At 44.6% G+C, this 22,787-nt stretch carries 17 protein-coding genes and 1 pseudogene; 5 read left to right on the top strand and 13 right to left on the bottom strand.

Features of this window, described 5'->3' with window-relative positions:
* Window positions 1-117: 117 nt before the first annotated feature.
* Window positions 118-2,148, top strand: coding sequence for a methyl-accepting chemotaxis protein (locus tag ACN6NF_RS06300; protein ID WP_474316168.1), 2,031 nt, complete (start codon window positions 118-120; stop codon window positions 2,146-2,148).
* A gap of 140 nt (window positions 2,149-2,288) precedes the next feature.
* Here the strand turns inward: ACN6NF_RS06300 and ACN6NF_RS06295 are convergent, their stop codons facing one another.
* The gene (locus ACN6NF_RS06295; protein WP_474316165.1) at window positions 2,289-3,770 is read right to left on the bottom strand and encodes a carboxylesterase/lipase family protein; all 1,482 of its coding nucleotides are present in this window, start codon (window positions 3,768-3,770) and stop codon (window positions 2,289-2,291) included.
* Between the two features lie 152 nt (window positions 3,771-3,922).
* On the bottom strand, window positions 3,923-4,486 hold the full coding sequence (locus tag ACN6NF_RS06290; RefSeq protein ID WP_016821179.1) for a GbsR/MarR family transcriptional regulator: 564 nt from the start codon (window positions 4,484-4,486) through the stop codon (window positions 3,923-3,925).
* Between the two features lie 514 nt (window positions 4,487-5,000).
* Between ACN6NF_RS06290 and ACN6NF_RS06285 the strand changes: the two genes are divergently transcribed.
* Both ACN6NF_RS06285 and ACN6NF_RS06280 read left to right on the top strand, forming a co-directional pair.
* On the top strand, window positions 5,001-6,224 hold the full coding sequence (locus ACN6NF_RS06285; RefSeq protein WP_017426515.1) for a quaternary amine ABC transporter ATP-binding protein: 1,224 nt from the start codon (window positions 5,001-5,003) through the stop codon (window positions 6,222-6,224).
* Window positions 6,199-8,362, top strand: a pseudogene (locus ACN6NF_RS06280) (glycine betaine ABC transporter substrate-binding protein). The gene ACN6NF_RS06285 and the pseudogene ACN6NF_RS06280 overlap by 26 nt, the downstream one beginning before the upstream one ends.
* A gap of 93 nt (window positions 8,363-8,455) precedes the next feature.
* Here ACN6NF_RS06280 and ACN6NF_RS06275 read toward each other — a convergent pair.
* The 6 genes from ACN6NF_RS06275 to ACN6NF_RS06250 form a co-directional block, all read right to left on the bottom strand.
* Complete coding sequence (locus ACN6NF_RS06275; protein ID WP_474316162.1) at window positions 8,456-9,679, bottom strand: ABC transporter permease; 1,224 nt, start codon at window positions 9,677-9,679, stop codon at window positions 8,456-8,458.
* Between the two features lies 1 nt (window position 9,680).
* Window positions 9,681-11,045 (bottom strand): HlyD family secretion protein, encoded by a 1,365-nt coding sequence (locus tag ACN6NF_RS06270; RefSeq protein ID WP_019686543.1) that lies wholly within the window; start codon window positions 11,043-11,045, stop codon window positions 9,681-9,683.
* A gap of 24 nt (window positions 11,046-11,069) precedes the next feature.
* Window positions 11,070-11,654: a TetR/AcrR family transcriptional regulator gene (locus ACN6NF_RS06265; protein WP_474316159.1), complete on the bottom strand. Its 585-nt coding sequence runs from the start codon at window positions 11,652-11,654 to the stop codon at window positions 11,070-11,072.
* A gap of 255 nt (window positions 11,655-11,909) precedes the next feature.
* Window positions 11,910-13,277, bottom strand: coding sequence for an ABC transporter substrate-binding protein (locus ACN6NF_RS06260; RefSeq protein ID WP_474316158.1), 1,368 nt, complete (start codon window positions 13,275-13,277; stop codon window positions 11,910-11,912).
* Window positions 13,278-13,394: 117 nt separating this feature from the next.
* Window positions 13,395-14,216, bottom strand: a complete 822-nt coding sequence (locus tag ACN6NF_RS06255) for a carbohydrate ABC transporter permease (protein WP_474316155.1) — start codon at window positions 14,214-14,216, stop codon at window positions 13,395-13,397.
* Window positions 14,213-15,178: a carbohydrate ABC transporter permease gene (locus tag ACN6NF_RS06250; RefSeq protein ID WP_063207904.1), complete on the bottom strand. Its 966-nt coding sequence runs from the start codon at window positions 15,176-15,178 to the stop codon at window positions 14,213-14,215. Before ACN6NF_RS06250 ends, ACN6NF_RS06255 begins: the two co-directional genes overlap by 4 nt.
* Before the next feature lie 194 nt (window positions 15,179-15,372).
* Between ACN6NF_RS06250 and ACN6NF_RS06245 the strand changes: the two genes are divergently transcribed.
* Window positions 15,373-15,693, top strand: coding sequence for a hypothetical protein (locus tag ACN6NF_RS06245; protein ID WP_474316153.1), 321 nt, complete (start codon window positions 15,373-15,375; stop codon window positions 15,691-15,693).
* Between the two features lie 116 nt (window positions 15,694-15,809).
* On the opposite strand, the gene ACN6NF_RS06240 is transcribed toward ACN6NF_RS06245, so the two are convergent.
* The gene (locus tag ACN6NF_RS06240; protein WP_474316152.1) at window positions 15,810-16,184 is read right to left on the bottom strand and encodes a hypothetical protein; all 375 of its coding nucleotides are present in this window, start codon (window positions 16,182-16,184) and stop codon (window positions 15,810-15,812) included.
* 1,150 nt (window positions 16,185-17,334) lie between these two features.
* Between ACN6NF_RS06240 and ACN6NF_RS06235 the strand changes: the two genes are divergently transcribed.
* Window positions 17,335-18,123 (top strand): polysaccharide deacetylase family protein, encoded by a 789-nt coding sequence (locus ACN6NF_RS06235; RefSeq protein WP_474316150.1) that lies wholly within the window; start codon window positions 17,335-17,337, stop codon window positions 18,121-18,123.
* A gap of 201 nt (window positions 18,124-18,324) precedes the next feature.
* Here ACN6NF_RS06235 and ACN6NF_RS06230 read toward each other — a convergent pair whose 3' ends face one another.
* The 4 genes from ACN6NF_RS06230 to ACN6NF_RS06215 all read right to left on the bottom strand — a co-directional run bounded on the left by ACN6NF_RS06230 (window position 18,325) and on the right by ACN6NF_RS06215 (window position 22,776).
* Window positions 18,325-19,653, bottom strand: coding sequence for a prolyl oligopeptidase family serine peptidase (locus ACN6NF_RS06230; protein ID WP_474316148.1), 1,329 nt, complete (start codon window positions 19,651-19,653; stop codon window positions 18,325-18,327).
* 112 nt (window positions 19,654-19,765) lie between these two features.
* Window positions 19,766-20,647: a cupin domain-containing protein gene (locus ACN6NF_RS06225; protein ID WP_474316145.1), complete on the bottom strand. Its 882-nt coding sequence runs from the start codon at window positions 20,645-20,647 to the stop codon at window positions 19,766-19,768.
* 264 nt (window positions 20,648-20,911) lie between these two features.
* The gene (locus ACN6NF_RS06220; RefSeq protein ID WP_474316144.1) at window positions 20,912-21,535 is read right to left on the bottom strand and encodes a LysE family translocator; all 624 of its coding nucleotides are present in this window, start codon (window positions 21,533-21,535) and stop codon (window positions 20,912-20,914) included.
* A 533-nt stretch (window positions 21,536-22,068) separates the two neighbouring features.
* Window positions 22,069-22,776, bottom strand: coding sequence for a collagen-like protein (locus ACN6NF_RS06215; RefSeq protein ID WP_474316141.1), 708 nt, complete (start codon window positions 22,774-22,776; stop codon window positions 22,069-22,071).
* Window positions 22,777-22,787: the final 11 nt, after the last annotated feature.

Raw genomic sequence — 22,787 nt, 5'->3', positions numbered from 1 at the left:
CTAATTTCTCAAAAAAAGTGTACTATTCCTCGTTTTTAAAGATTACATCTATAAAATTAGTCGATTTCTGTCGAATAAAACTATGTAATGATCATCTGACACAGAGGAGAAAAAACCATGACTAAAGCAAAACAAACAGTTCCGTGGTGGAACAGGTTTTTCAGGCAGTTTTATTTAATGAGGACAAAATTAATAATATCTTTTTTGGCTGTGTTATTGATTCCAAGCGTACTTATTGGATACTTTTCTTACCAGGGGGCCACGACACAGCTCAGTCAGCAGATGGCTGATTCCGTAAACACGAATCTGTATCTGATCCGAAGCAATGTTAATCAGTATGTAGCACCGATTATAAAAGACGTAGACGTGCTTACCAGTGAAATCGAATCTGATTCCATTGGTTCCAACCAAGAAGCCCTTCAGAAAAAGTTGGATGTCATCGTCAAAGCTCATCCTGAGTTAGATGCCGCGCTCCTCGGCAATGCGAAAGGGGAATATATCCGTTCGCCGATAAAAAAGGAGGCTGATTATGACCCTAGGGAGAGAAAATGGTACAAAAACGCGATGCTACATAAGGGCAACATATTTGTCGGTGTTCCAGTTGCCAGCGTTACGACAGGGAACTTAGTAGTTAATGTATCGGCAACGCTAAAAGATGGTGAAGGAGCTGTTGCATTGGCTTTGAATCTGGACAAGATGGGTGAAAGTCTGGAGTCTGTGAAGATTGGTGAACGCGGAGGACTTATTATTGTTGATTCTGAACATAAAGTTGTATCCGGGACAGGGACAGCCTTTACTAAGACAGGCAAAAAACCGGCTGACACCATGGAGGGCCTTCCCGAAGTGGCGGCAACCGGAGAAAATGATACTCCTTCTGTGTCGCAAATTCAATTTATGAATCGGGACATGCTGGCCTTTACACTTAAGGACCCTCTCACCGGCTGGAACATTGTTGCACTATCGGATCTGGAGGATTACAGTGATGCAGCCCAACCGATTCTAAAGCAAAGCCTGATTGTAATTGCTATTTCCATACTGGCCGCTGCGATCATCATAGTGCTTATGGTCCGCTCATTCCTGATCCCACTCAAAAAGCTGCAAGCAGGAACACGGATCGTCCGTGATGGAAATCTGACCGAACGTGTTAATCTGTCTAGAAAGGACGAGTTCGGCGAGCTGGCACAGAATTTTGACCAGATGACGCATTCCTTGCATTCAATGGTTTCCGAAGTCAACCAAACCTCCTCCCGACTTGCTTCCTCTTCCCTGATAATCAAGGAGAGCACAGAGCAAACGACGGAGTCCGTGCAACATGTAGCGGAAACAGTTATGGAATCCGCGGAAAATGCAGCGACCAGCGCCGAGGCATCCGAGCAAACCGCCAATGCTGTTGAAGAAATGGCGAAGGGTGTCAGCACGATTGCCGAATCGGCAAGCTCCATCGTGGATTCAGCAGGACAAACCGAGCAGGACGTAGCTCAAGGCAGTCAAATGATCAGCCATGTGCGGACACAAATGGACCGTATTTTGGAAGCTGTAAGCCAAACGGCTAGCCTGATGGATGAGCTATCACAGCTCTCGGACGATGCGAAGCAAATGAACGCGGCTATAGCTGCCATTGCCAAGCAAACTAACTTATTGTCCCTGAACGCATCTATTGAAGCCTCCAGAGCAGGCGAAGCTGGACGTGGATTTGCCGTAGTCGCTGTAGAGGTACGCAAGCTGTCGGAACAGTCTAAGGCAAGCGCCGATTCCATCAGTCAGATCATTACGCAGATGCTCGATTTGATTCAACGCACTACCGCTACGATGAACGGTAATGTTCGTAATCAGGTAGGTGAAGGATTACGAATCAGCCAAGATGCAGAAGGTGCTTTTACAAATATTGAACGCTCTACTTCTCATATCGTGGAACAAATTCAAAGTGTGTCCGCTGCTGCTGAACAAATCTCAGCCAGTACAGAGGAAGTTTCCGCCACTGTCACCCATTTGGCAAGCCTATCCCGCAATTCGGCGGACAGTTCGCAGACAACCTCTGCTGCCGCTCAAGAGCAAATGGCAGCCATGGAGGAAATCGCATCTTCCTCACAGGAGTTGTCCAACATGGCACAGGATCTGCAAGAGCTTGTTAAGCGATTTAAGATTTAGCTTCCACAGCTATTATTGAAATTTTCACCACTGAAAGCTCAGCAGTACTGTATCTTTTTACTAACAAAAGCCTTCGCCCGCATACAAAATACGGGCGAAGGCTTTTTCGTTGATTCCTTTAGACGTTGCCTCGTATTTACCTATATGCTCATCTGCCCCGTTAACTGGCGGCGTCTATCCCCTTCTGGATCATGTTCCACCATAATATCCTGATGAAAAATGGCTGTAGCTCGCTGTTGCCTGTCGTACATCGGCCATGCTCTCTCAGGTAGCATAGGCTCCCCATCACGTGCAAAAGCAACCCATGCCTGCTGCATATCATGAGCAAGCTTCTCCATGGAAGGTTGAATCTCTAATCCCAGCTTACCCAGCAGCTTCAGGTTATCGAAAACAAAAGCAATTTCTGCACCGTGAACCGCTTGTCCGAAGGTAGGATGACCCGGCAGTGTCCAATCAAAACGGTACATCCATACCGATGCATACACCGACTGTGCAGCGGCAAGAGCCAACGCCGGACGCCAAAAAATGAGATCGGTCAACATTTGTGCCTGTCCCTCAATGGTAACTGGAAAAGGTTCTATCAGGTCGCCTATGTCGGACATGCCTGTCATCATTTCCAATGCCTGACGTGCTGTTAGCTTGTTCATCAGATGGGATTCTTTGCGGATAAAATAGTTCCCTTCATGCAAGTTCGTTCCAATCATAACAGATACCTGTTTTGCTGAACCTTGGGCGATTGCCGACAGAGGTAGATCCGGCAAGGTCACCCCGTCTACAACGGGTTGATAAATCATCGCCATTCCTGGCCCGATGACCTCATGTGTTTTGGCCATAGCGAGCATCAGCGCTTCTGTCGGCAACGCAAACAATCGCTCAGGATGCTGAGTGTCCACACCCAGTTGCTGCAAATACACAGCCGCCACTTGCTCGGCCTGTGCAGTTGGCAACACCTGCGCTGCCCCGCTCTGCAAAATTGCACGCTGGAACAGTCCATCAGCAGCTGGCATCGCCAATAAAGCAGCAATACTCATCGCGCCTGCCGATTCACCGAACACCGTTACTTCATCCGGGTTGCCGCCAAAGGCAGATATATGATCCCTAACCCATTCCAGCGCAGCAATTTGATCCAGCAGTCCGGCATTTGAGGTCAGCCCATTTCCCTTTGGAGTCAAATGCAAAAATCCTAACGGTCCTAGCCGATAATTGATCGTAACTATGACAACATCCCCGTTCTTCGCCATGCGTTCCCCGTCATATAAAGGTATAATCCCAGACCCGGTGACAAAGGCACCGCCGTGAATCCACACCATCACCGGACGTCCCTTCTCAGGAGCCTTCGAAGCCGGTGTCCAAATGTTCAGATACAAGCAATCCTCGGACTGCTCCGGCGGTTCCACCAGATTTCCGGTCATACTTTCAGCGGAGGGCATGGGTTGCGGACAGATGGATCCGAAACTCGTCGCAGCCCGTACACCCTCCCAAGGCTCCAAAGGCTGTGGCCCGTGAAAACGAAGTTTTCCAACAGGAGGCTGTGCATATGGAATACCTTTCCACACATGATATCCATTCCCTGTTTCTCCACGTAATTGACCTAGACGAGTATGTACTGTATTACTCTCCATCATGAACCCTCCTTTATATTGTATGTTCAACATAACGGTATACTATCAATCTTTACATATCTCTATTATACCCTTTGCGCAGGACCAAACCAAAAAATACCGGAAGCGCTTTTGCGCTCCGGCATTTTGTAGACAGGATGGGCGGATCTTGCTTAATCCCGAACCTCTTCTTTCGGAATCAGTTTGTAAATTTCTTCGCTTTCCATCGAATCAATCAATCGGTCTAGCCACTTGTAATAAGCCACGGCCTGCTTCATTTTCATACGGTCTTGCTGAAGAATAGTCTTAAATTCCTCGTATTCTTCACCCTGCGCCATCAATTTGTCCAGTTCGTCAATGGCTTTGCGCAGTACGAGTAAATTTGTTTCTACTGCTTTTCTCCATTTAATAGCGAAGAAGTCAGTAAAGGTTTGATACCAGTCATACTCGACTTCATACAAGTCCTTGCGTGAGCCTTTGCTCCATACCTTGTTCACCATTTTAAGATCCAACAACGTCCGAACTCCTGTACTCATGCTCGTTTTGCTCATTTCCATTTCACGGCCCATCTCGTCCAGCGTCATCGGTTTATCCGCAAAAAAAAGCAAACCGTACAAATGCCCCGCAGACAGAGTAATCCCATATAGGTCCATGTTTTTACCTATAGCTTCTATGACACGTTTGCGAATTTTTTGCAGCGAAGCCTGCTGCTCATCACCTAACTGGTACAAGCTCATGCTTGCAACCTCCTAATTTTAGAGCATTTTGCACAACCTAGTATGAACGACTTACCCGTAAAGGATTAGCTTTGACGCCATATATGAAATCTTTCAATACTGAATGAAATGTTTCAAAAGCAAAGCTTCTGTCTATATTACAACAGCATGATCGTTCAAAATCATAATTCGCAAAATTGCTAATGATAGTAAACTTTTAAAATTATGGATATACATAAATCTTTTTCTTATGGTCATATTTCATTGTCTATTTTAAAAAAAGCACTATCGGTTGTAAAGTTCCGAATGTTTGAGCATTCTAAAGAACGAAGGAGCATATTGAAGGAAAGTTTGTACAGTTTTTTCTGTACGTACTTTACGAACAGTTTTTTTGTTTGAAATGTAAGTGATGCTTCTGTTACAATTAATTTTGTCATTAACCGTTCAGGATGTACAGAATTATGATTTTTATACTCAATCCATCATGCAACATGGGGTTAATACCAAGCAAAGTATAGAAAGAAGAGGTGTATGTATGACGATTTTGGAAGTCAAAAATGTCAGCAAACTCTTTGGTCCTCACGCAGAGCAAGGTGTTCCGCTCCTGGAGCAAGGCTGGGGCAAAGAAAAGCTGGCCAAAGAAAAACAGATTACTGTTGGTGTTAACAAGGCCAACATGCAAATTAAGCAAGGTGAAATTTTCGTAATTATGGGGTTATCAGGTAGCGGCAAGTCCACTTTGGTGCGAATGCTAAATCGCTTGATTGAGCCTACCTCCGGTGAAATTCTGGTCCACGGCAAAGATCTCCGTAAGATGAACAAAGAACAACTCCGCGAAGTTCGTCGTAAAACCATCAGCATGGTTTTTCAAAAGTTCGCCCTGTTCCCACATCGGACTGTATTGGAAAATGTAGAATACGGTCTTGAAATTCAAAAGGTAGATAAAGCACAACGCCAGGAAAAGGCACAAACAGCGCTGGAACTGGTTGGTCTTAAAAACTGGGGCGATAAAATGCCCGATGAGTTGAGTGGCGGTATGCAGCAGCGTGTCGGGCTGGCACGAGCGTTGGCAAATGACCCTGAAGTTCTCCTGATGGATGAAGCCTTCAGCGCATTGGACCCTCTCATTCGCCGTGACATGCAAGATGAGCTGCTGGAGCTTCAAGATAAAATGAAGAAAACGATTGTCTTTATCACCCATGATCTGGATGAAGCGCTGCGGATTGGTGACCGGATTGCATTGATGCGGGACGGAGTGGTCGTACAAATTGGTACACCGGAAGAAATTATGATCCAACCAGCTAACTCTTATGTAGCCCGCTTCGTCGAGGATGTGGATCTGTCCAAAGTGTTGACGGCTGCTCATGTCATGCTTCGTCCAGAAACCATCACTATGGACCGCGGTCCGCGTGTAGCTCTGGAGTTGATGCGGGAGCGTGGGATTTCCAATCTATTCGTCATTGATCGCACCAAAAAGCTACTGGGTGTTATTAATGCCGAGGATGCTGTTCATGCACTGCGCAACAATTTAAAGATTGAAGATATTTTAATCACGGACGGACCGCAGGTTCCTGCTGAAACTGTCATTAATGATTTGTTTGAAATTACAAGCTCGTCCAAGGTGCCACTGGCTGTCGTCGATGACAAGCAGAAGTTGCTGGGCGTTATCGTCCGTGGAGCTTTACTGGGTGCACTAAGTGGAGATGTACCTACTACAAAGGAGGTGAATGCCCATGATACCGAAACTGCCAATCGCTGAGTGGATTCAATCCATTGTAGACTGGATGGGTATTCATCTGGCTGGATTGTTTAATGTTATTTCTTCAGTTATTGAAGCCGTAGTAGGCTTTTTCTCTGGCTTGTTCATGCTTCCTCACCCTCTGGTGTTCATCGTGATTATCGGGATTATCGCCTTTATGATTGGGCGGGTGCAGCTTACACTGTTTACTGTCATCGGCTTCCTGCTGATTGATAATCTCGGCTATTGGAGTGAAACGATGAATACGCTCGGACTGGTCATCACGTCTGCGCTTGTATCCATTGTTATCGGGATTCCGATCGGAATCTGGTGTGCATACAGTAAATCTGCATCACGCATTATCACGCCTTTGCTTGATTTTATGCAGACGATGCCTGCGTTCGTGTACTTGCTCCCTGCGGTTACCTTTTTCAGCTTGGGTGTTGTACCAGGTGTTATCGCATCTGTTATCTTTGCGATCCCCCCAACCATTCGCATGACCAACCTGGGGATTATGCAAGTATCGGATGAGCTCATTGAAGCCTCTGATGCTTTTGGTTCAACATCGGCGCAAAAGCTATTTAAAGTACAGCTTCCACTGGCATTGCCTACCTTAATGGCTGGTATTAATCAGACGATTATGCTGTCACTGTCCATGGTGGTTATTGCTTCCATGATCGGTGCGGAAGGTATCGGTGCAGTTGTGTATCGTGCTGTGACCCAGCTACAAATTGGTAAAGGGTTTGAAGCCGGCTTGGCTGTGGTCGTTCTGGCTATTGTACTTGACCGCTTCACGCAAAATCTGTTTAAACCGACGAAAAGAAGCAAAAGCCTCGTATCCAGCAAGCAAAAAGTATGGATCACCTCAGCAGTTACAGCAGTTATTCTGATCGCTGGCGCATCTCAATATTTTGTTGGAACGGATCATTCCGCTGCTGGCAAAGGTAGTGCTGCTGCCAATACGGTTGGCGCAGAGGTTGATTATAAAATTATTGGTATTGATGCCGGGGCAGGCATTATGAAGTCGACGGCTAAAGCAATTCAAGACTACAATTTGTCTGATTGGAAGCTAGTTGAGGGATCTGGTGCGGCCATGACGGCCACATTGGACAAAGCCATCAAAGCGAAAAAGCCTATCATTATTACCGGTTGGACTCCTCACTGGATGTTCAACAAGTATGATCTCAAATATTTGGAAGACCCTCAAAAGTCTTATGGTGAAGCTGAGGGTATTCATACGATTGCCCGCAAAGGATTGCAGCAGGATGCTCCTACTGCTTATGAGTTTCTAAAACGTTTCAAATGGACAGCGGAAGATATGGGTGAAATGATGGTCGCTATCCAGGCCGGAACCAGCCCAGAGCAAGCTGCCAAAGACTGGGCGGAGAAACATGCCGACAAGGTTCAGGAATGGACTCAAGGACTGCAAACTGTCAATGGCGACACCTTCAAGCTAAGCTATGTAGCTTGGGATTCGGAAATTGCGAGTACAAATTTGCTAAAATATATTATGGAAAACAAACTGGGTTACAAAGTAACCGCACTGCAAGTTGAAGCAGGCCCTATGTGGACGGGTGTCGCTAGTGGTGATGTAGATGCCTCACCGGCTGCATGGCTGCCGTTAACACATGCAGATTACTGGGCTAAATACAAAGATAAGCTCGACGACCTAGGTGCGAATATGACTGGTGTTAAAACCGGATTGGTCGTTCCAGCTTACATGAATGTTAAATCAATTACTGAATTGCAATAACGGAGCCGAAGCGGCTCCAGCTTCCGCCGCTACTGGGGACTTTGGCAAGGAGGTTGGCTACCGCATTTTCGGTACCGACCCTGGCGCCAGACTGATGAAGCTGACTGCTAAAGCTATTAGTGACTACGGCTTGTCCGATTGGAAACTGCTTGATGTATTAGAACAAAAATTGGGCTATAAAGTAACAGCCCTGCAAGTGGAAATCGGCCCCATGTGGACAGGCGTGGCTAGCGGAAGTGTAGATGCTACCGCAGCCGCCTGGCTTCCATTGACGCATGCTGATTATTGGGCTCCATACAAGGATAAAGTAGATGACATCGGAACCAGCATGACTGGCGTTATGTCCGGACTTGTCGTTCCATCCTATGTGCCCATTGATTCTATTGAGGATCTCAAAACGCAATAATAATTCTTCTGCTTTTAAATCATACTAATAAGTAAAAGGCAGATCAGGGTTACTCCTGATCTGCCTTTTGAATATCCATATTTAAAACTGCTCTCAGCCTTTAAGTGTGAACCCTTCTTGAGCCGGCACATCGGCATGCTGTGCTGTCGTCTGATGTTGTCTAAAGAATAACGGATAGATCACGAAGGCCACCAACAGACTCACACAACCAATGACGCCCAGAGCAATCAAATCCTTAAAGATGTATGTGATATCCAGTCCCTTGAGCGTAATGTTCCGTACAGCGTCCAGATAATAGGTCAGCGGCAATATTTCAGCAAGCCCTCGCAAGAAGCCGGGCATTGCTTCCAATGGCCACGTATAGCCTGACAGCATAAAGGAAGGAACAGCAATGAGCATCAGGGTTTGCGTAGCATCCACTCTGGTCTTGGAAAAGAGACTGAACAGGAACCCTAATCCACACAAAGCAAAGTTAAAGACCAGCGAAACCAAAATCAATGGCAGTACCTGTCCCCTAAACGGAATATCGAAGCATAGAGCGCTAATACTGAACACAGTCAGCACATTGAAAGCTCCCGCCGCATAATAGGGTGCCAGCTTGGCAATAGCCAAGCGCCAAGGGGTATTTTTCCATGCGCCAAATCTTCCCCAAGTCCCTGCTTCCTTATCACGCGTGCAGGACAACGCAATACCTAGCAGCAAACACTGCTGGAGAGCCGCAGAAATAACCCCCAACGGCATGAAAAGCTTATAATCATATACCGGGTTAAATAGCACTCTGGATCGGAACGGGATGGTAGTCAGCGTCGAAGCGGCCTGATCGGCGTTCATTCCCTTTTGCTTCATGGAATTGAGTGATACTCCGGCACTCACGCTACTAATGACTTGATTGGCAATCCGACTGGCACTATTGGAATACATCATATTACTGCCGTCAATCAGCGTAAGCACAGGTGGATTTTCCCCATGCTTAAGCCGAGTGGTAAAGTTATCTGGAATGACAATTCCGACCTTGGCTTCCCCAGTCTCCACCTGGCGGACTACATCATCCTGATTGGTCACTTGCCGTGTAACGGCAAATGAATCAGTCGCATCGAACGCCTGAATGATTTGGCGACTAAGCTGTGAATTATCTCCGTCATACACCGTAACAGGCATCTCGGTAATCCGCTGATGCGAATACAGGAAGCCGAACAGTATCGTATACACAATTGGCGTAATCAGCAGAATAGCCATAAAGCGGCGGTCTCGGAAGATACTCAGCCATTCCTCGCGAAACACATCGCGGATACGAAGTCTTTCCTGTGAATCCTGCATATTACTGCGCCCCTTTGCCTGTAAACAGGACCGTGGAGCCTGTTGGAACGGAAGCCGCAAGATCCGGTAATGCTACCTTCACACCAAAGGAACGGACATCCTTATCACCGGAGCTTTGGCTCGGTTTTTGAATGGCAAAGTCCGCAGCCGATTCTAACAGAATGACTTTGCCCTTCAGCTCCTTACCGCCTGACAGTAATTTAACTTGAACTGTATCCCCTGCTTGAAGACCGTTCAGAGACGTTTCCGGTACATAGAATTTAGCCCAACGCTGTGTGGATGTTTCAATAGTATAGACCGGAAATCCTGCGCTAGCCATCTCACCCAAGCTAAGCGACTTGGATTTTACGATCCCATCCTCGGGCGCACGCAGCGTAGTATATCCCAAATAGGTCTGAGCCTCCTGAAGTGCAGCTTCCGCCTGAGCTACCTGTGCATTGGCACCTTCAACCGCAGATTGTGCCTGCTCTACCGTCGATTGCGCCGCCTTCACAGCGGACTGCGCTTGCTCTACCGAAGCCTGTGCAGCTTTGACATCTTCCTGCTGCACAGCCACTTTGCCCGCTCCTGCCTGTGCTTCCTTCACTGCAGCCAAGGCTTGACGGTATTGAGCTTCAGCCGCCGTAATTTCCTCCTTACGGCTTCCCTCCCGTGCCATATCTAATTTTTGTGACTCTGCATTATACTTGGCCACTGCCTGTTGATGTTCCAATGTCGCTTGATCCAGTGAGGCCTGAGTTGCTGCACCGGCTTCTTGAAGCTTTTTAGCACGCTCCAGATTTTTAACAGTCAGGTCCAGCGTTTCCTTCGCTACCTTCACAGATGCTTGCAATTGCTCAAGCTCCTGCGGTCTTGCCCCGCTCTTGAGGGCATCCAGTTTCGCTTTGGCGGCGTTCGCAGCCGCTTGGGCCTGTTCTATCTGGCTAGAGGAAGCCTCAGCAGTCACACTGACCGCTGTCGTACCTTGGCTCTTCTTGGCCTGAGCGGCGCTTACAGTAGCCTGTGCCTGGCCTACGCCTGCTTGAGCCTGCAATACGCTGGCTTTCGCTTTGGACACATTGCTCTTGGCTGCCAGCAATGCAGCCTGTGCTTGCTTCACCTTATCTTCCAGCTCACGGCTTTCCAGATGGGCTATCACCTGCCCTTTTTTTACCTTGTCGCCCTCATTCACCAGCATCTGATCAATACGTCCCGCCATCTTAAAGCTGGCATTGAGCGTATCCGATTCTACATAAGCCGTAGGGATAGAAGAAGACTCATCTGCGGATAAGCTGCTGCTCCCTCGTGGGAAAGCAGTTAAAGCATAGATTCCTACAGCGATTAAAATAATAAGTACAATGTAAATCGCATATTTTTTGGCTTTCATGTTCTCATCACTCCACTTGTCTATTTAATGTTGCATACCCAGCGCGTTACATACAAATACTTCGGTACTTTTGCGAACTTCCTGCAGATTCATTGTTTCGCCCCACACCATCGACCGCATCGGAGTAAAAATGTAAATGCCGAATAAACAATTTGCAGTCGTTTTTGCATCCAGCTTACTCGAAATTTTCCCATAGAACTTGCCGGAATCAATCTCTGCCTCCATAAAATCAAAATAGTCTGCCAGCACCTGCCTAATATTAAAATGCTGTTCCTGCGAGACCCATCCCTTACTGACCAGTAGACGGCAAAAATCCGGCTCTCTCCCAATGAACTCAATATGTACTTGGATCAGCTTGCGAACCCTCACTTCTACCTGATCCATAGGAATTTGAGCCATCGCTTCATGGATATCCTGGACAAAACGTTCCATTCCCATCTTCAAAATGTAAATGTACAATTCTTGCTTGTTTTTAAAATTGTAGTACAGGGTTCCTTTGGCTATGCCACATACCTTGGCAATTTCCTCCATATTTGTATCGTTAAATCCTCGTTCGGAAAAAGCCTTGAGTGCGCCGTTAAAAATAATTTCCTTCGTTTGCTGTTTCATGCTTCCTCCTTTTTTGAACTGACCGTCCAGTACAAAAATTATGTATTTATTATAAGCCCATTTTCAGTTATCCAGCAATAGGAAATGTGCAAAAATGACCATTTTAGACACTTCGTCTAAACGATTATTCCAAAATGAAAATGCAAAAACGGATCGAATAAGTGAGGGGGTCACTCATTCGATCCGTTATTTCATAAAATCGGCTAATAAGGGGGCACATCTACGGATTATCAGCCGATTTTAAGGGAGGGCCGACTATTTCTTCACCGTTTGATTGTATTGCGCGATTTTGCCTGTAATTTCTTGTGCAGCTTGATCCAGAGCTTGTTTTGGCTGTTGCTGGCCACTCAGAACAGCCTCAATCGCACCTTCAACAATCTGACGCGCTTCTGGGAATACACCCATTACTGCGCCTTGTGTGGCAGTGGATTGTGCCGATGCATGCAATTGGTCAACCGCTGTCTGGAATTGCGGATATTTTACCATATTATCTTTGAGTACCTTCTCGTCATAGGCCGCTTTCGTGATTGGGAAGTACCCGGTATTCACACTCCATTGTGCCTGCACTGCTGGGGAAGCGACGAATTTAATGAACTCCCATGCCGCCTTTTGCTGGGCTTCAGGTTTGTTGTTCATGATGTATAAGCTCGCGCCGCCTACAACCACGCCGCCTTCTTTTGCTTCATTGGCTCTTGGCAGGAATCCTGTGCCTACTTCGAATTTATCGCCAACCTGCTCCACAATATTACGCAGCGAAGCGGTGGAGTCCAGTGTCATCGCAATTTGTCCTGCGGAAAAAGCCTTCGCCGTATCGTCCGAGTTACGTCCCAGATTGGATACGACCTTTTCATCGATCATTTTCTTCCACCATGTCAGTGTTTTTACACCAGCATCCGAATTCAGCAAGGATTCCGTAGCTGCTTGTTCGCGCCCATTGCCATTGTTCACATAGTCCGCGTTCTGATTGGCAAATAGTTGCTCCATAAACCAGCCGTAGATGGCAATCGATGCACCGGATTTACCATCCTTGCTCAAGGCTTTGGCGGCTTTTTCGAATTCATCATACGTTTTCGGAGGATTAGCTGGGTCAAGTCCTGCGGCTTTGAAAGCATCCTTGTTGTAATATAAAATCGGGTTTGACGTATTGAACGGCATGGCGTTCAATTTACCATCAATCGTGTAGTATCGTGTAATATTCGGTTCAAGCTGCGACAAATCGAACTTATCCGCATCAATAAATTGTTGTACAGGCGTGATCATTTTGGAATCAATCATGAATTTACTGCCGATTTCGTATACTTGAATGATGTCTGGTCCGCTATTAGAACCCAGCGACGCTTTCAGCTTGTTCAAGCTGTCATCATATTTGCCTTGATATACTGGCTCTACCTGAATGTCCTTATGACTGGCGTTAAAGTCAGCAGCGATCTGCTTGATCGCTTTTTCACCGTTGCCAGACATTGAATGCCACCAAGTCAGCTTTACAGGTGAAGCCGCTGCTGCCCCTGTATCGTTACCATTACTCGGCTTCTCCGCCGCTGTATTGTTGCTACAGCCTGCTGCAACGACCATAGCAGTCAGAATAAGCAGGGTCAAAGCACTTTTCAAACGAAAAAATCTCATAATCTCTCTTCTCTCCCTTTGATTAAATGATTCTTGAATGAAATGTTGGTACTCTTGTGTGTTAAAGCTTTGTATATAGGCTGCTTGCGCAGGTGTTGCTGTCTTTTGCATCTATAATTAGCCTTTAAGCGCACCCGCTGCCATTCCACGCACCAGCTGTTTTAATCCAAAGATCAGCAGGAGCAGAGACGGTAAAATGACAAGTGCTGTACCCGCAAATACCAGATTCCATGAAGTCGATTCCTGAAACTCCAGCATGGATATGCCGATCTGTACGGTACGCATATTCTCGCTATTTGTGACCAGTAAAGGCCAGAGATATGAATTGTACATGTTCAGGAACGAATACACAGCCAGTGTTCCGAGCGCAGGGCGCGATAACGGAAGCACATGAAACAGGAAATATCGGATATGTCCGCACCCATCCATACGAGCAGCCTCGAACAGTTCCTTGGGAAGCTGGAGAAAAAACTGTCTTAACAGGAACGTTCCAAATGCCGTCGCCAGAAAAGGAACCGTCAACCCTTGATATGTATCAAGCCAGTTCCAGCTTCGTACCGTCAGATAGTTGGGAATAATGGTAACTTCCCAAGGGATCATCATCGTCGCAACAAACATGCTAAAAATGAAGTTTTTCCCCTTGAATTCCATTTTGGCAAAGGCATAGGCCGCGAAGCTGGCTGTAATCAGTTGCCCAATCATTGTCAGACCCGAAATGAGAAAGGTGTTGCCGATAAAGGCTGCAATCGGAACGATCTCAAACACTTCAGAAAAATTAGCCATATGAAAGGAATGCGGGAAAAAACTCGGTGGGTAAGCGCTCGCTTCCTCCGGTGACATGACCGCCATAAAAAATGTATAAATAACCGGATACAAAATCAGAGCGGCTGCAATCGTAAGCAGCACATACAGTAATGTTGAATTCAGGTGTTGTTTCATTGATAATGCACCTTTCTTTCCACCCATTTAAACTGAATCATTGTAAGCAGCAAAATGACAGCAAACAAGACAATGGCCTGTGCACTCCCTGTTCCGAACCGGAAATTAACAAAAGCTTCCTGATAAATGGAATATACAAATACATTTGTACTGTTCACCGGACCGCCCTTGGTCAAGATATTAATTTGAGCGAAAGACTGGAAGGCACCAATGATCGAAACTACGGTCACAAAAAAGATCGTCGGTGACAGCAGCGGCATAGAAATACGCCAGAACGTGACCAACGGTCCTGCTCCGTCCATTTTGGCACTTTCGTACATGTCATCTGGAATCCCTTGAAGTCCGCTCGATAAGATAATGTAATTGAAGCCAAGATTCATCCAGATGGTCATGATGGCTACGGAGAACAGCGCCCAATCAGGGCTGGTCAACCACGGAACCGGATTGATATGTAACAGGGAAAGTACATAGTTGAACATCCCCAGCGTGGGATGGAAAAGGAATTTCCAAATGACCGCAGATGAACCCACTGACAACACCATGGGCAATGAAAATGCAAACTGAAAGATTCGCATTCCACGTAATTTACTGTGTGTAAGGGCAGCGAGTACCAGTGCCAATAAAATACCCACAGGTACCGTCAGTAGTGCAAAAAGCAGCGTGACCTTAATCCCCTGTAGAAACTGACCTGAGCTGAAAAGCATAGCAAAGTTATCTAACCCCACATAATTTGCAACATTTCCTGCGGGATCGGTAGAATGCAAGCTGAGATAAACGGACTTGATCATCGGGTAAAACATAAATACAGCAAATAAAATAAGCGATGGGGCCAAAAAGGTATACGCCAGCGCGTTTTCGCGCAGTCTTTGAATTTTTAGCGAACCCGTGCGTATGCGAGCTTTAGACGATGTCCGTTGCTGGCTCCTCGTCCCCAGTCCCAAAGATTTGTTAAGTTCACCCAAAACGGAACGCCCCTTTCTTTTCAAACCAACCTCAGTAAGTGTATCGTTTTGATGTAAAGGGAACATCAAGTGGGCTGGAGTAATATGTTAATGTTTTGGCTCTTTGTAAAACCTGTCTCACTTAGGTACCTGCACAAGGGCACAGCTTTCCGCATACGATATATCATTATTATGAGTATGGAGGTCAGAGGCGAATGCCGTACAACACCGTCAGTCCGCAAACTTTATATCAAGCTAGACCAGAATTCCAACACGAACTCAAAAAAGTCCATGATCAATTGCATTATCAATTGAGCCCCTACATGAATCACACGGTCAGGGTACAAACGATGGATCATCATGTATATGAAGGAACGATTGTGCACATGGATGCGGATCACTTGTATCTGAGAGTCCCTCAGCAGTATCACTCACCCTCCTCAGAAACCTCGGGCCCTTATCGCTCCTATGCCTATAACAATGTCATTCTGCCGCTGGTGCTATTTAATTTGTTGGTTATAGTCCTGTTGAGCTAGCGCTCCATCCATCCAATCTGTCTAACCAAAAGACAAAAAACCTCCAAATCCGTAAGGAGCCTACCCTTGGCACATTACGAAGTTGGAGGTTTTATTTATTTGTGTTCTTATAATCATTAGTTCTCACAGGAGATGCCTGCTTCCTGCTCTAGTACAGCTACAAAACGCTCTATATCTTCTCTATTCGGCAGGTGGCAGAACACCTCATTTACACCCTGATTAATCAGCAGGATGCTCCCCTTAGTATCTGACAATTCCTTTTCCAGATTAGCCAGCGAAATATGGTGATAATTAATGAACTTGATCCAAGGAATACCCATAGTGCAGGAATAAAAGATGATTCGTTGGGACGTTACTGCCAGCATTCCACAAAGCGGTATCTTCTGAGAGCTTTGTTGCAAATCATACGTACACCTAATGCAGGATCGAATGTGTTCGCCGGCTTCTAACGTCAGACTAATGGCTCGCAGCTCTTTTTCATCTGTTTTCATCCCGTCTCATCTCCTGTTCGAAGTTCAGGAACGAGTCGCAGCCCCATGACCTCACATCAACTTTTGCGGCTTGTCCCATCGACCTCTTCCATTTTTCGTAAGATTAAGAACTGGACAATGACTGATCTCCACTGCACAGCAAAACCAAGGATGGATATGTACAACCTAACATGGGCACAGGATGTTATCAACAAGTAAGCGAGCATATCCGCTCATCTTTCCACCATATTTTGCAAAATACTCTTTGGAAGTGAATTAGGTTCAAGATAGCATCTTTCTCCCTCTAAGTTCCTATACTGACTTTACTCGATTCTCCTTTGTATAATACGGTATTATGCTAAGATGAAATAACATATTATAAATTTATATGAAAATATATTTAATGTGGAGGATAATTTATGTTTGACAATTTATTTCTTCATGAAATGTCTTTACTTTTTCTCTTAGGGAGTGAAATACTACTCTTCATTTTTGCTCTTATTTTTATTATTTGCACTTTAAAACAAAACAAAGCAATGCATCGATTGGATGAGATTTTGGCAGAAACAACACACCTAATAAAATCGAAGTAAGGAGAGGATTCTGATAGGGACCTGGACTATATCTGTAACCATAATCTACTGGTTCTGCTTTATTCATATTTTTATATGTTCATGTGCGTTGATCTACCTCTTTAAAATAAGAAAAACAAATAAAATATTTCAAAGAAAAATAGAGCTGCTCAGTAAGCATTTAGAAATATTAAGAGAACAGCTTAAAAAAAATATTAATATGCAAGACGGGTTACTAATATTAGATGCTATTCAGCTACCTTGAAAAGTTTAACTTAGTATCTTGAGGGATGTAATAATCCTTTTTTTACAAAATCGCCAACAAGACCTCTCACAAGTTCAATTAACTCATGAGAGGTCTTGAACTAATTCAGAGAGAGCAAAAGCAGAAGTTCCCTTGTTACATTATGCTACATTCTTGAACTTAGTCTCATTAATTTACCGTATTTACCCTTAAGACCTGTTCTGGGGCTTATATCCTTCAATACTAAGCTTCATGAGTTCTAATATGCTGAAGATAATTCTAAAAAATGAGGAATGGTATACGCTTCTTCTTGGCAAGCTAATGTGAGAATACGTCAGAACGGAGAAGAAGCCTGATGAAATATAACCGTTTGTTATGCGCTGGAATCGCTGTTTCTTTGCTGAGTATTAGTCCTTGCCCCATTCCATATACGAATACACAAGACACATCATGCGCCTCTCCCGCTCCTACAAAGGGAAGAGCCTATTACGAAGAACGGGGCGACATTGTATGGGAAGTTCCTACCCATCGTAAGCTTATCGCTCTCACATTCGATGACGGACCGGACGAAAGCAATACGCCTGCCATTCTCGATTTACTTCAAAAATACGATGCGAAAGCAACCTTTTTTGTCGTCGGCAGCCGTGTAGAAAAGCTGCCACACCTTGTAAAACGGGAACGAGAGGAAGGACATGAAGTTGGCAACCATACCTTCCTTCATTCATCCTTTCAATATATTTCCCGCAACAAAGCTCTGTCCGAATTGAATCAAGGTCAGGCGAGCATTGTTCAGGCAACTGGAGCAGGGGCCCATCTATTTAGACCGCCAGGCGGCTCCTATAACGATTCACTCGTCAAGCTATCCAAAGAGAAGGGACTGAAAATTATTTTATGGTCCTGGCATCAGGACACCCTAGATTGGCGAAAGCCCGGTGTACACCGTATCGCTGATAAGGTGCTTCGCAATGCCCGTAACGGTGATATTGTTCTCATGCACGATTATGTACATCAAAGCACACAAACCGTTGAAGCTTTGAAGATTATTCTCCCTGAGCTCAAGAAAAGAGGTTATTCCTTCGTCACTGTATCTGAATTACTCTCTAATCGAGAAAAGCCGGATGGGCTGATTGAGGTAAATAAGTGAAAGAGTAAAAATAACATGAACGAAACACAAATATTTCAAGGAGAATCAAAGTGAGCTCGCCGTTGACTATGCAAAAAATATGCAGGAACGACATGAGAATTAGATAATACAAGAGACCTCTCACAAGTTTATTTAACTCGTGAGAGGAGAAATCGCAACCTCAAAGTGAGCACCGCATCTTATTTTACATAGCTATACTTTTCAGTCCAATGTCTTGGAGGCCAGCCATTGCATCATCGTTGTTTTCTTTCCGTTAATCACCTTCGATACTTCATTGTTATATACATAAATCCAGGACCAGTGGCCATTGTATTCATACGGTGTTTTGTCGCTCTTCTTATACAAACCAGAAGTATCCACTACATTATCAAACAACGACATATGGACATCCTTTGCTCCGGCATTCACTAAACGGTTGTAGGTCGGAACCGTATAATCGTTGGGTGGAACTACGGTGTCGGTTTTGGCGGCGACAAACCAGATCGGCAGGTCCTTCATGTCATTAATTTGTTCATCAGTGATAAGGCTATCCTTCAAGGCTTCACACGCCACTACAGCTGCTGCAAAATAGTCCTTATAATCACGGATCAGCAGCATAGTCATGTATCCGCCGTTGGAGTCTCCGCCAATGTAGATTCGATCTGTATCAATGTCTTTGTTCTTGGCTACATAATCCTTAATTAACGACATCAATGCATGCTCATACTTCGAGGTTCCGTCTCCAAAGCCTGTAAAGCCATCCATCCAGTAGGTTGGGGTCTGAGGTGCCAGCACATAAGCCCCACCAAAATAAGATTGAATATCTTTAGAAGCAAAATTCGCTGCCTTATTCCCCGAAATTGGAATCGTCGGATCTGTACCTCCCTCTCCCATACCGTGCAGCCAGATTACCAAAGGGTTTTTCACTTTGTCTTTTGCCGGTGCATAGTTCGCGTAGGTTAAAGTAACCCCATCAAATGTAGCTTTGCCAATTGTAAACTGATCAACAAGCTTCCGGACTTCACCTGAGGAAGTATCAATCTTCAATCCGGAAATTGTTCCTGATTGGGTTTTAATAGCCTTTTGCTGCGTGATCGTATATTTGTTATCATTCCATGCGTTAAACCCGGAACCCGCCGCATCATAATGAATGGCAGAGCTTAGAGTTACGGCTGGACCAATTTCCATTTCCAACACAGCGTAGCTTCCTGTTTTACTTACAGGGTTGCCACTTTTGTCCGATACATAGGCCTTCGTGACCTTCCGGTGGCCTTTCTCAATAAAGGAATTCACCAACCTATTGTCGCTTCTTTCCACATATACCTTAAATGTATCCTTTGTTATTGCATCTTTGGGTACCGGCTTACCCAGGTTAACAATGATCTTCGTAATGGCTGCTCCCCAATCCTTCACCTCCGCAACCGTCCGGTATGAGGTGGGCTGTACCTTGGCATCCTTGGCCCATGCACCGGAGCTGAAAGCAAAGGTCGTACTGACAGCTAAAGTGAATAACATAGATGTTTTAGCAACCTTTTTAAACTGTTTAAACATGATGTCTTACCTCCCAGAACCATTAATAAAACGCTTACATAATTAATTTTAATGATTTTTTTATTTGCATCCTGCCTTTTATTAGCCTAATTCAGGTCAATTACTGACTCAATTACTGACTCCTTGCTTCAGAACGCCTTTTGTGCTTTTTACGATATTGATGCGGTGTCACTTGATATACCTTTTTAAATACTCTGGCAAAAGACTTCTCGTTTGGAAATCCGTGTTGTAGCGCAATTTGTATAATAGAATGGTCCGTATTCATAAGAACACGGAAAGATTTCTCCAGACGAATGGCATTGATATATTGAAAGAGCGTCAACCCTACATGCTTTACAAAGAAACGGGACAAATATTCGGGAGACAATCCAAAAACCTGGGCTATAGAATCCAGGGATAGGCTCTGATCGTAATTTTCTTTGATATAATCAGTTATCAATGTCAGCCGCTCCAAATATTTATTCGTGTTAAAGCCTGGGATCGATTCGTTGCCAATTCTAAAATGCATTAATAAAAGGTACACCAATCTATAAGATAGAGACGTTAAGTGAATATGTACTAAAGGGTCATTGTGCTGGTTGAGGTAAGCCACAAATAATGTGTTTAACAGATCACGCAGCTCCTCAAAATGCTGTAATCTCTGCTCGTTGGTTTCAAAAATGGATATACAATCAAATAAAATGGGATTACTATCCTTTATATTTTCCCGAATAAATCCAGAAGGAATCAGAACGGTTATAGCCTGTCTACCTTTGCCCTTAGCCACAGAAAAGGAATGAATAGCTTTCGAATTAATGAGCACAATATCTCCTTCTTTGGAGCTATAATTCATGCCATCTATATAGATATTGTCGATTCTTCCTGAGAGTACATAGGATATTTCGATGCTGTCGTGCCAATGCCTAGGTATGTATGCTGGTTCATTGGAGGAATGAGCTATAATTTTTAATGGAAAATGATGGTCTGCCTGGACTAGCTCATATTTGTATTCCAAGTTTGTCGCTCCTCTCAGATGTGGACATAATACCTTCATGTTTCTATAAACAAAAAAACCTAAGATAACAAAATACATAAGATCCTTGGATCTTAGCATTTAGTTCCTTAGGTTTTGCCTGCGTAACAGTAACAATCCTTGTGCTATTCATTTTCAATTAACTAAGCTAAGTATATAGAGGGTTGAAATTCATGTCAACGCTTTCAATCAAGGCGTTTAACCAGCCAACATAAAGGAACGAGCTTCTATAGCCCGTCCCTTTATTTATGATCCTGTTTTTTGAACTTTGAAGATCATATTTAAACCAAATCCAATCAGCACGAGTCCCGTGACCTTATCGATAATATTTTGAACTTTGGGTGACATTAACCATCTTCTTATGTAACTTAACAATAATACGATTGTAGTAAACCATATAATCGAAAGTAGAGCATAAAGAGAGCCCATCAGTAAAAACTGCAAACTGGAATTATAGCCCGGTATAACAAATTGCGGTAGGAATGTGAGAAAAAAAATAGCAACCTTCGGATTGAGTGCATTGGAAACCAATCCTTGTGTAAACGCCGATTTTCTAGAATTCTCTTGCTTCTCTTGAATCAAATTACTCTTTCCTTTTTTTATAAAAGAAGACAGTCCCATATATATCAAGTAAACTGCCCCTGCATATTTGACTACCTCAAATGCTACAGCCGACTTCATTAATATGAAAGAAAGCCCCAATGCGGCTGCCAATGTATGAACGAGAGCTCCGCTAGTTAAACCTAGTACAATTTTGAAACCATCCTTCTTGCCATCAGTGAGAGTTCTTTTTGTTATTAATGCAAAATCAATCCCTGGTGACATGACAATAAAGATGAGCAGTATCGTAAATGCCAATATATCATTCATAATGTGCCTCCAGATGAAATCTCAGATACACAATACTAACGCGTTATCAGCCATATTTCAATACCTAACATTCATCCTTTTGAAGCTAATGTGCCACTCGATCATTGTTGAAATATATCCGACTCAAAAGGAACTCCTAGTCAAACTGGCACTTATCATATACGATTTTAAGAACCCTCTGAAAAATAAGATTTTTTTGTAAATAGCCACCATTAGCGGAAGGGAATATAGAACAGCGTATCGACTAAAGTTGGAAGGTCGCGAAAACAGAAGTGGTCTATAGACTTCTATTTGCGGACCTGACGTTTCAGGAACAGAAAGAGCAGCGGCAATGGGCGATGTCCTTAGTCGTATCGTCCCGCTGCTCTCCAATCACATCTATCTGGATTTGTCCCGTTCAGGGCTTCTCTCTCTAGGCATTCTGCATTTCACTACCTCCATAACTCAGGTCTCTGAATAATTAGACAAACTGACCGGATAAAAGACATAAACCTTAAACCTTTTACTGAATAAGCTACTACTAAGCAACAATATTAAGGCGTCAACTTTAATATTGTCATAGTTGTATTAATATTATTGTGCAACAGAGCAGGAGTTACGTTGGCATTTACCAGTTGTATTGTAGTTGGAACTGTTGTAACGGTTATAATAACCTCACCTGCGGTAGGCCCCCCACCATTACCTGAGAACGGTAACGGTGTTATAGGAGTTCCATTAACAGTGAGATTGAAGTCGGCATCACCTTGGTTGTGAATAGAAAATGAGATGAAGTAGCTCCCCGTCTCGTTGATTGTTATCGTTGGAGATGGAGGAGTGAAAGTAAATGCACCGCCTACATTCGCTAAAACCCCAGTAAAGGTAATGGGTGAGTTACCCGGAACCGTGTCAGTCCCCGTACCAGGATCTGCTCTAAAAACACTTAAGAAGTCTGTTATCCCGATGCCAGCAGGCCCTGTTGGCCCCGTTGCTCCTGCTGGCCCTATTGCTCCTGCCGGTCCTGCTGGTCCTACTGGCCCTGCGGGGCCGGGGATTCCTTGTAGCCCTTGTAGTCCTTGCTGACCTTGAGCACCTGGAACTCCCTGTGGACCTGGCAGTCCCTGGGATCCCTGCGGTCCTTGAGGTCCTTGAGGCCCTGGAATTCCTTTCACAATGACCTTCGGTAAAACTTTGAATTTTTTAACTGTACATCTTCTAAATTTTCTCCGATGCATTTTCTTTTGCCAACAATAATGTCGAAACATATTTAATGGGT

The sequence above is a fragment of the Paenibacillus sp. TSM33 genome (assembly GCF_056099025.1).
The sequence above is the reverse complement of the archived record's forward strand: the minus strand, read 5'-3'. Positions and strand labels throughout refer to the sequence as shown.

Coding starts and splice junctions, on each gene's coding strand:
- ACN6NF_RS06300 (WP_474316168.1), top strand. CDS start 118: ATGACTAAAGCAAAACAAACAGTTCCGTGGTGGAACAGGTTTTTCAGG.
- ACN6NF_RS06295 (WP_474316165.1), bottom strand. CDS start 3,770: ATGGAGAGTAATACAGTACATACTCGTCTAGGTCAATTACGTGGAGAA.
- ACN6NF_RS06290 (WP_016821179.1), bottom strand. CDS start 4,486: ATGAGCTTGTACCAGTTAGGTGATGAGCAGCAGGCTTCGCTGCAAAAA.
- ACN6NF_RS06285 (WP_017426515.1), top strand. CDS start 5,001: ATGACGATTTTGGAAGTCAAAAATGTCAGCAAACTCTTTGGTCCTCAC.
- ACN6NF_RS06275 (WP_474316162.1), bottom strand. CDS start 9,679: ATGCAGGATTCACAGGAAAGACTTCGTATCCGCGATGTGTTTCGCGAG.
- ACN6NF_RS06270 (WP_019686543.1), bottom strand. CDS start 11,045: ATGAAAGCCAAAAAATATGCGATTTACATTGTACTTATTATTTTAATC.
- ACN6NF_RS06265 (WP_474316159.1), bottom strand. CDS start 11,654: ATGAAACAGCAAACGAAGGAAATTATTTTTAACGGCGCACTCAAGGCT.
- ACN6NF_RS06260 (WP_474316158.1), bottom strand. CDS start 13,277: ATGAGATTTTTTCGTTTGAAAAGTGCTTTGACCCTGCTTATTCTGACT.
- ACN6NF_RS06255 (WP_474316155.1), bottom strand. CDS start 14,216: ATGAAACAACACCTGAATTCAACATTACTGTATGTGCTGCTTACGATT.
- ACN6NF_RS06245 (WP_474316153.1), top strand. CDS start 15,373: ATGCCGTACAACACCGTCAGTCCGCAAACTTTATATCAAGCTAGACCA.
- ACN6NF_RS06240 (WP_474316152.1), bottom strand. CDS start 16,184: ATGAAAACAGATGAAAAAGAGCTGCGAGCCATTAGTCTGACGTTAGAA.
- ACN6NF_RS06235 (WP_474316150.1), top strand. CDS start 17,335: ATGAAATATAACCGTTTGTTATGCGCTGGAATCGCTGTTTCTTTGCTG.
- ACN6NF_RS06230 (WP_474316148.1), bottom strand. CDS start 19,653: ATGTTTAAACAGTTTAAAAAGGTTGCTAAAACATCTATGTTATTCACT.
- ACN6NF_RS06220 (WP_474316144.1), bottom strand. CDS start 21,535: ATGAATGATATATTGGCATTTACGATACTGCTCATCTTTATTGTCATG.
- ACN6NF_RS06215 (WP_474316141.1), bottom strand. CDS start 22,776: ATGTTTCGACATTATTGTTGGCAAAAGAAAATGCATCGGAGAAAATTT.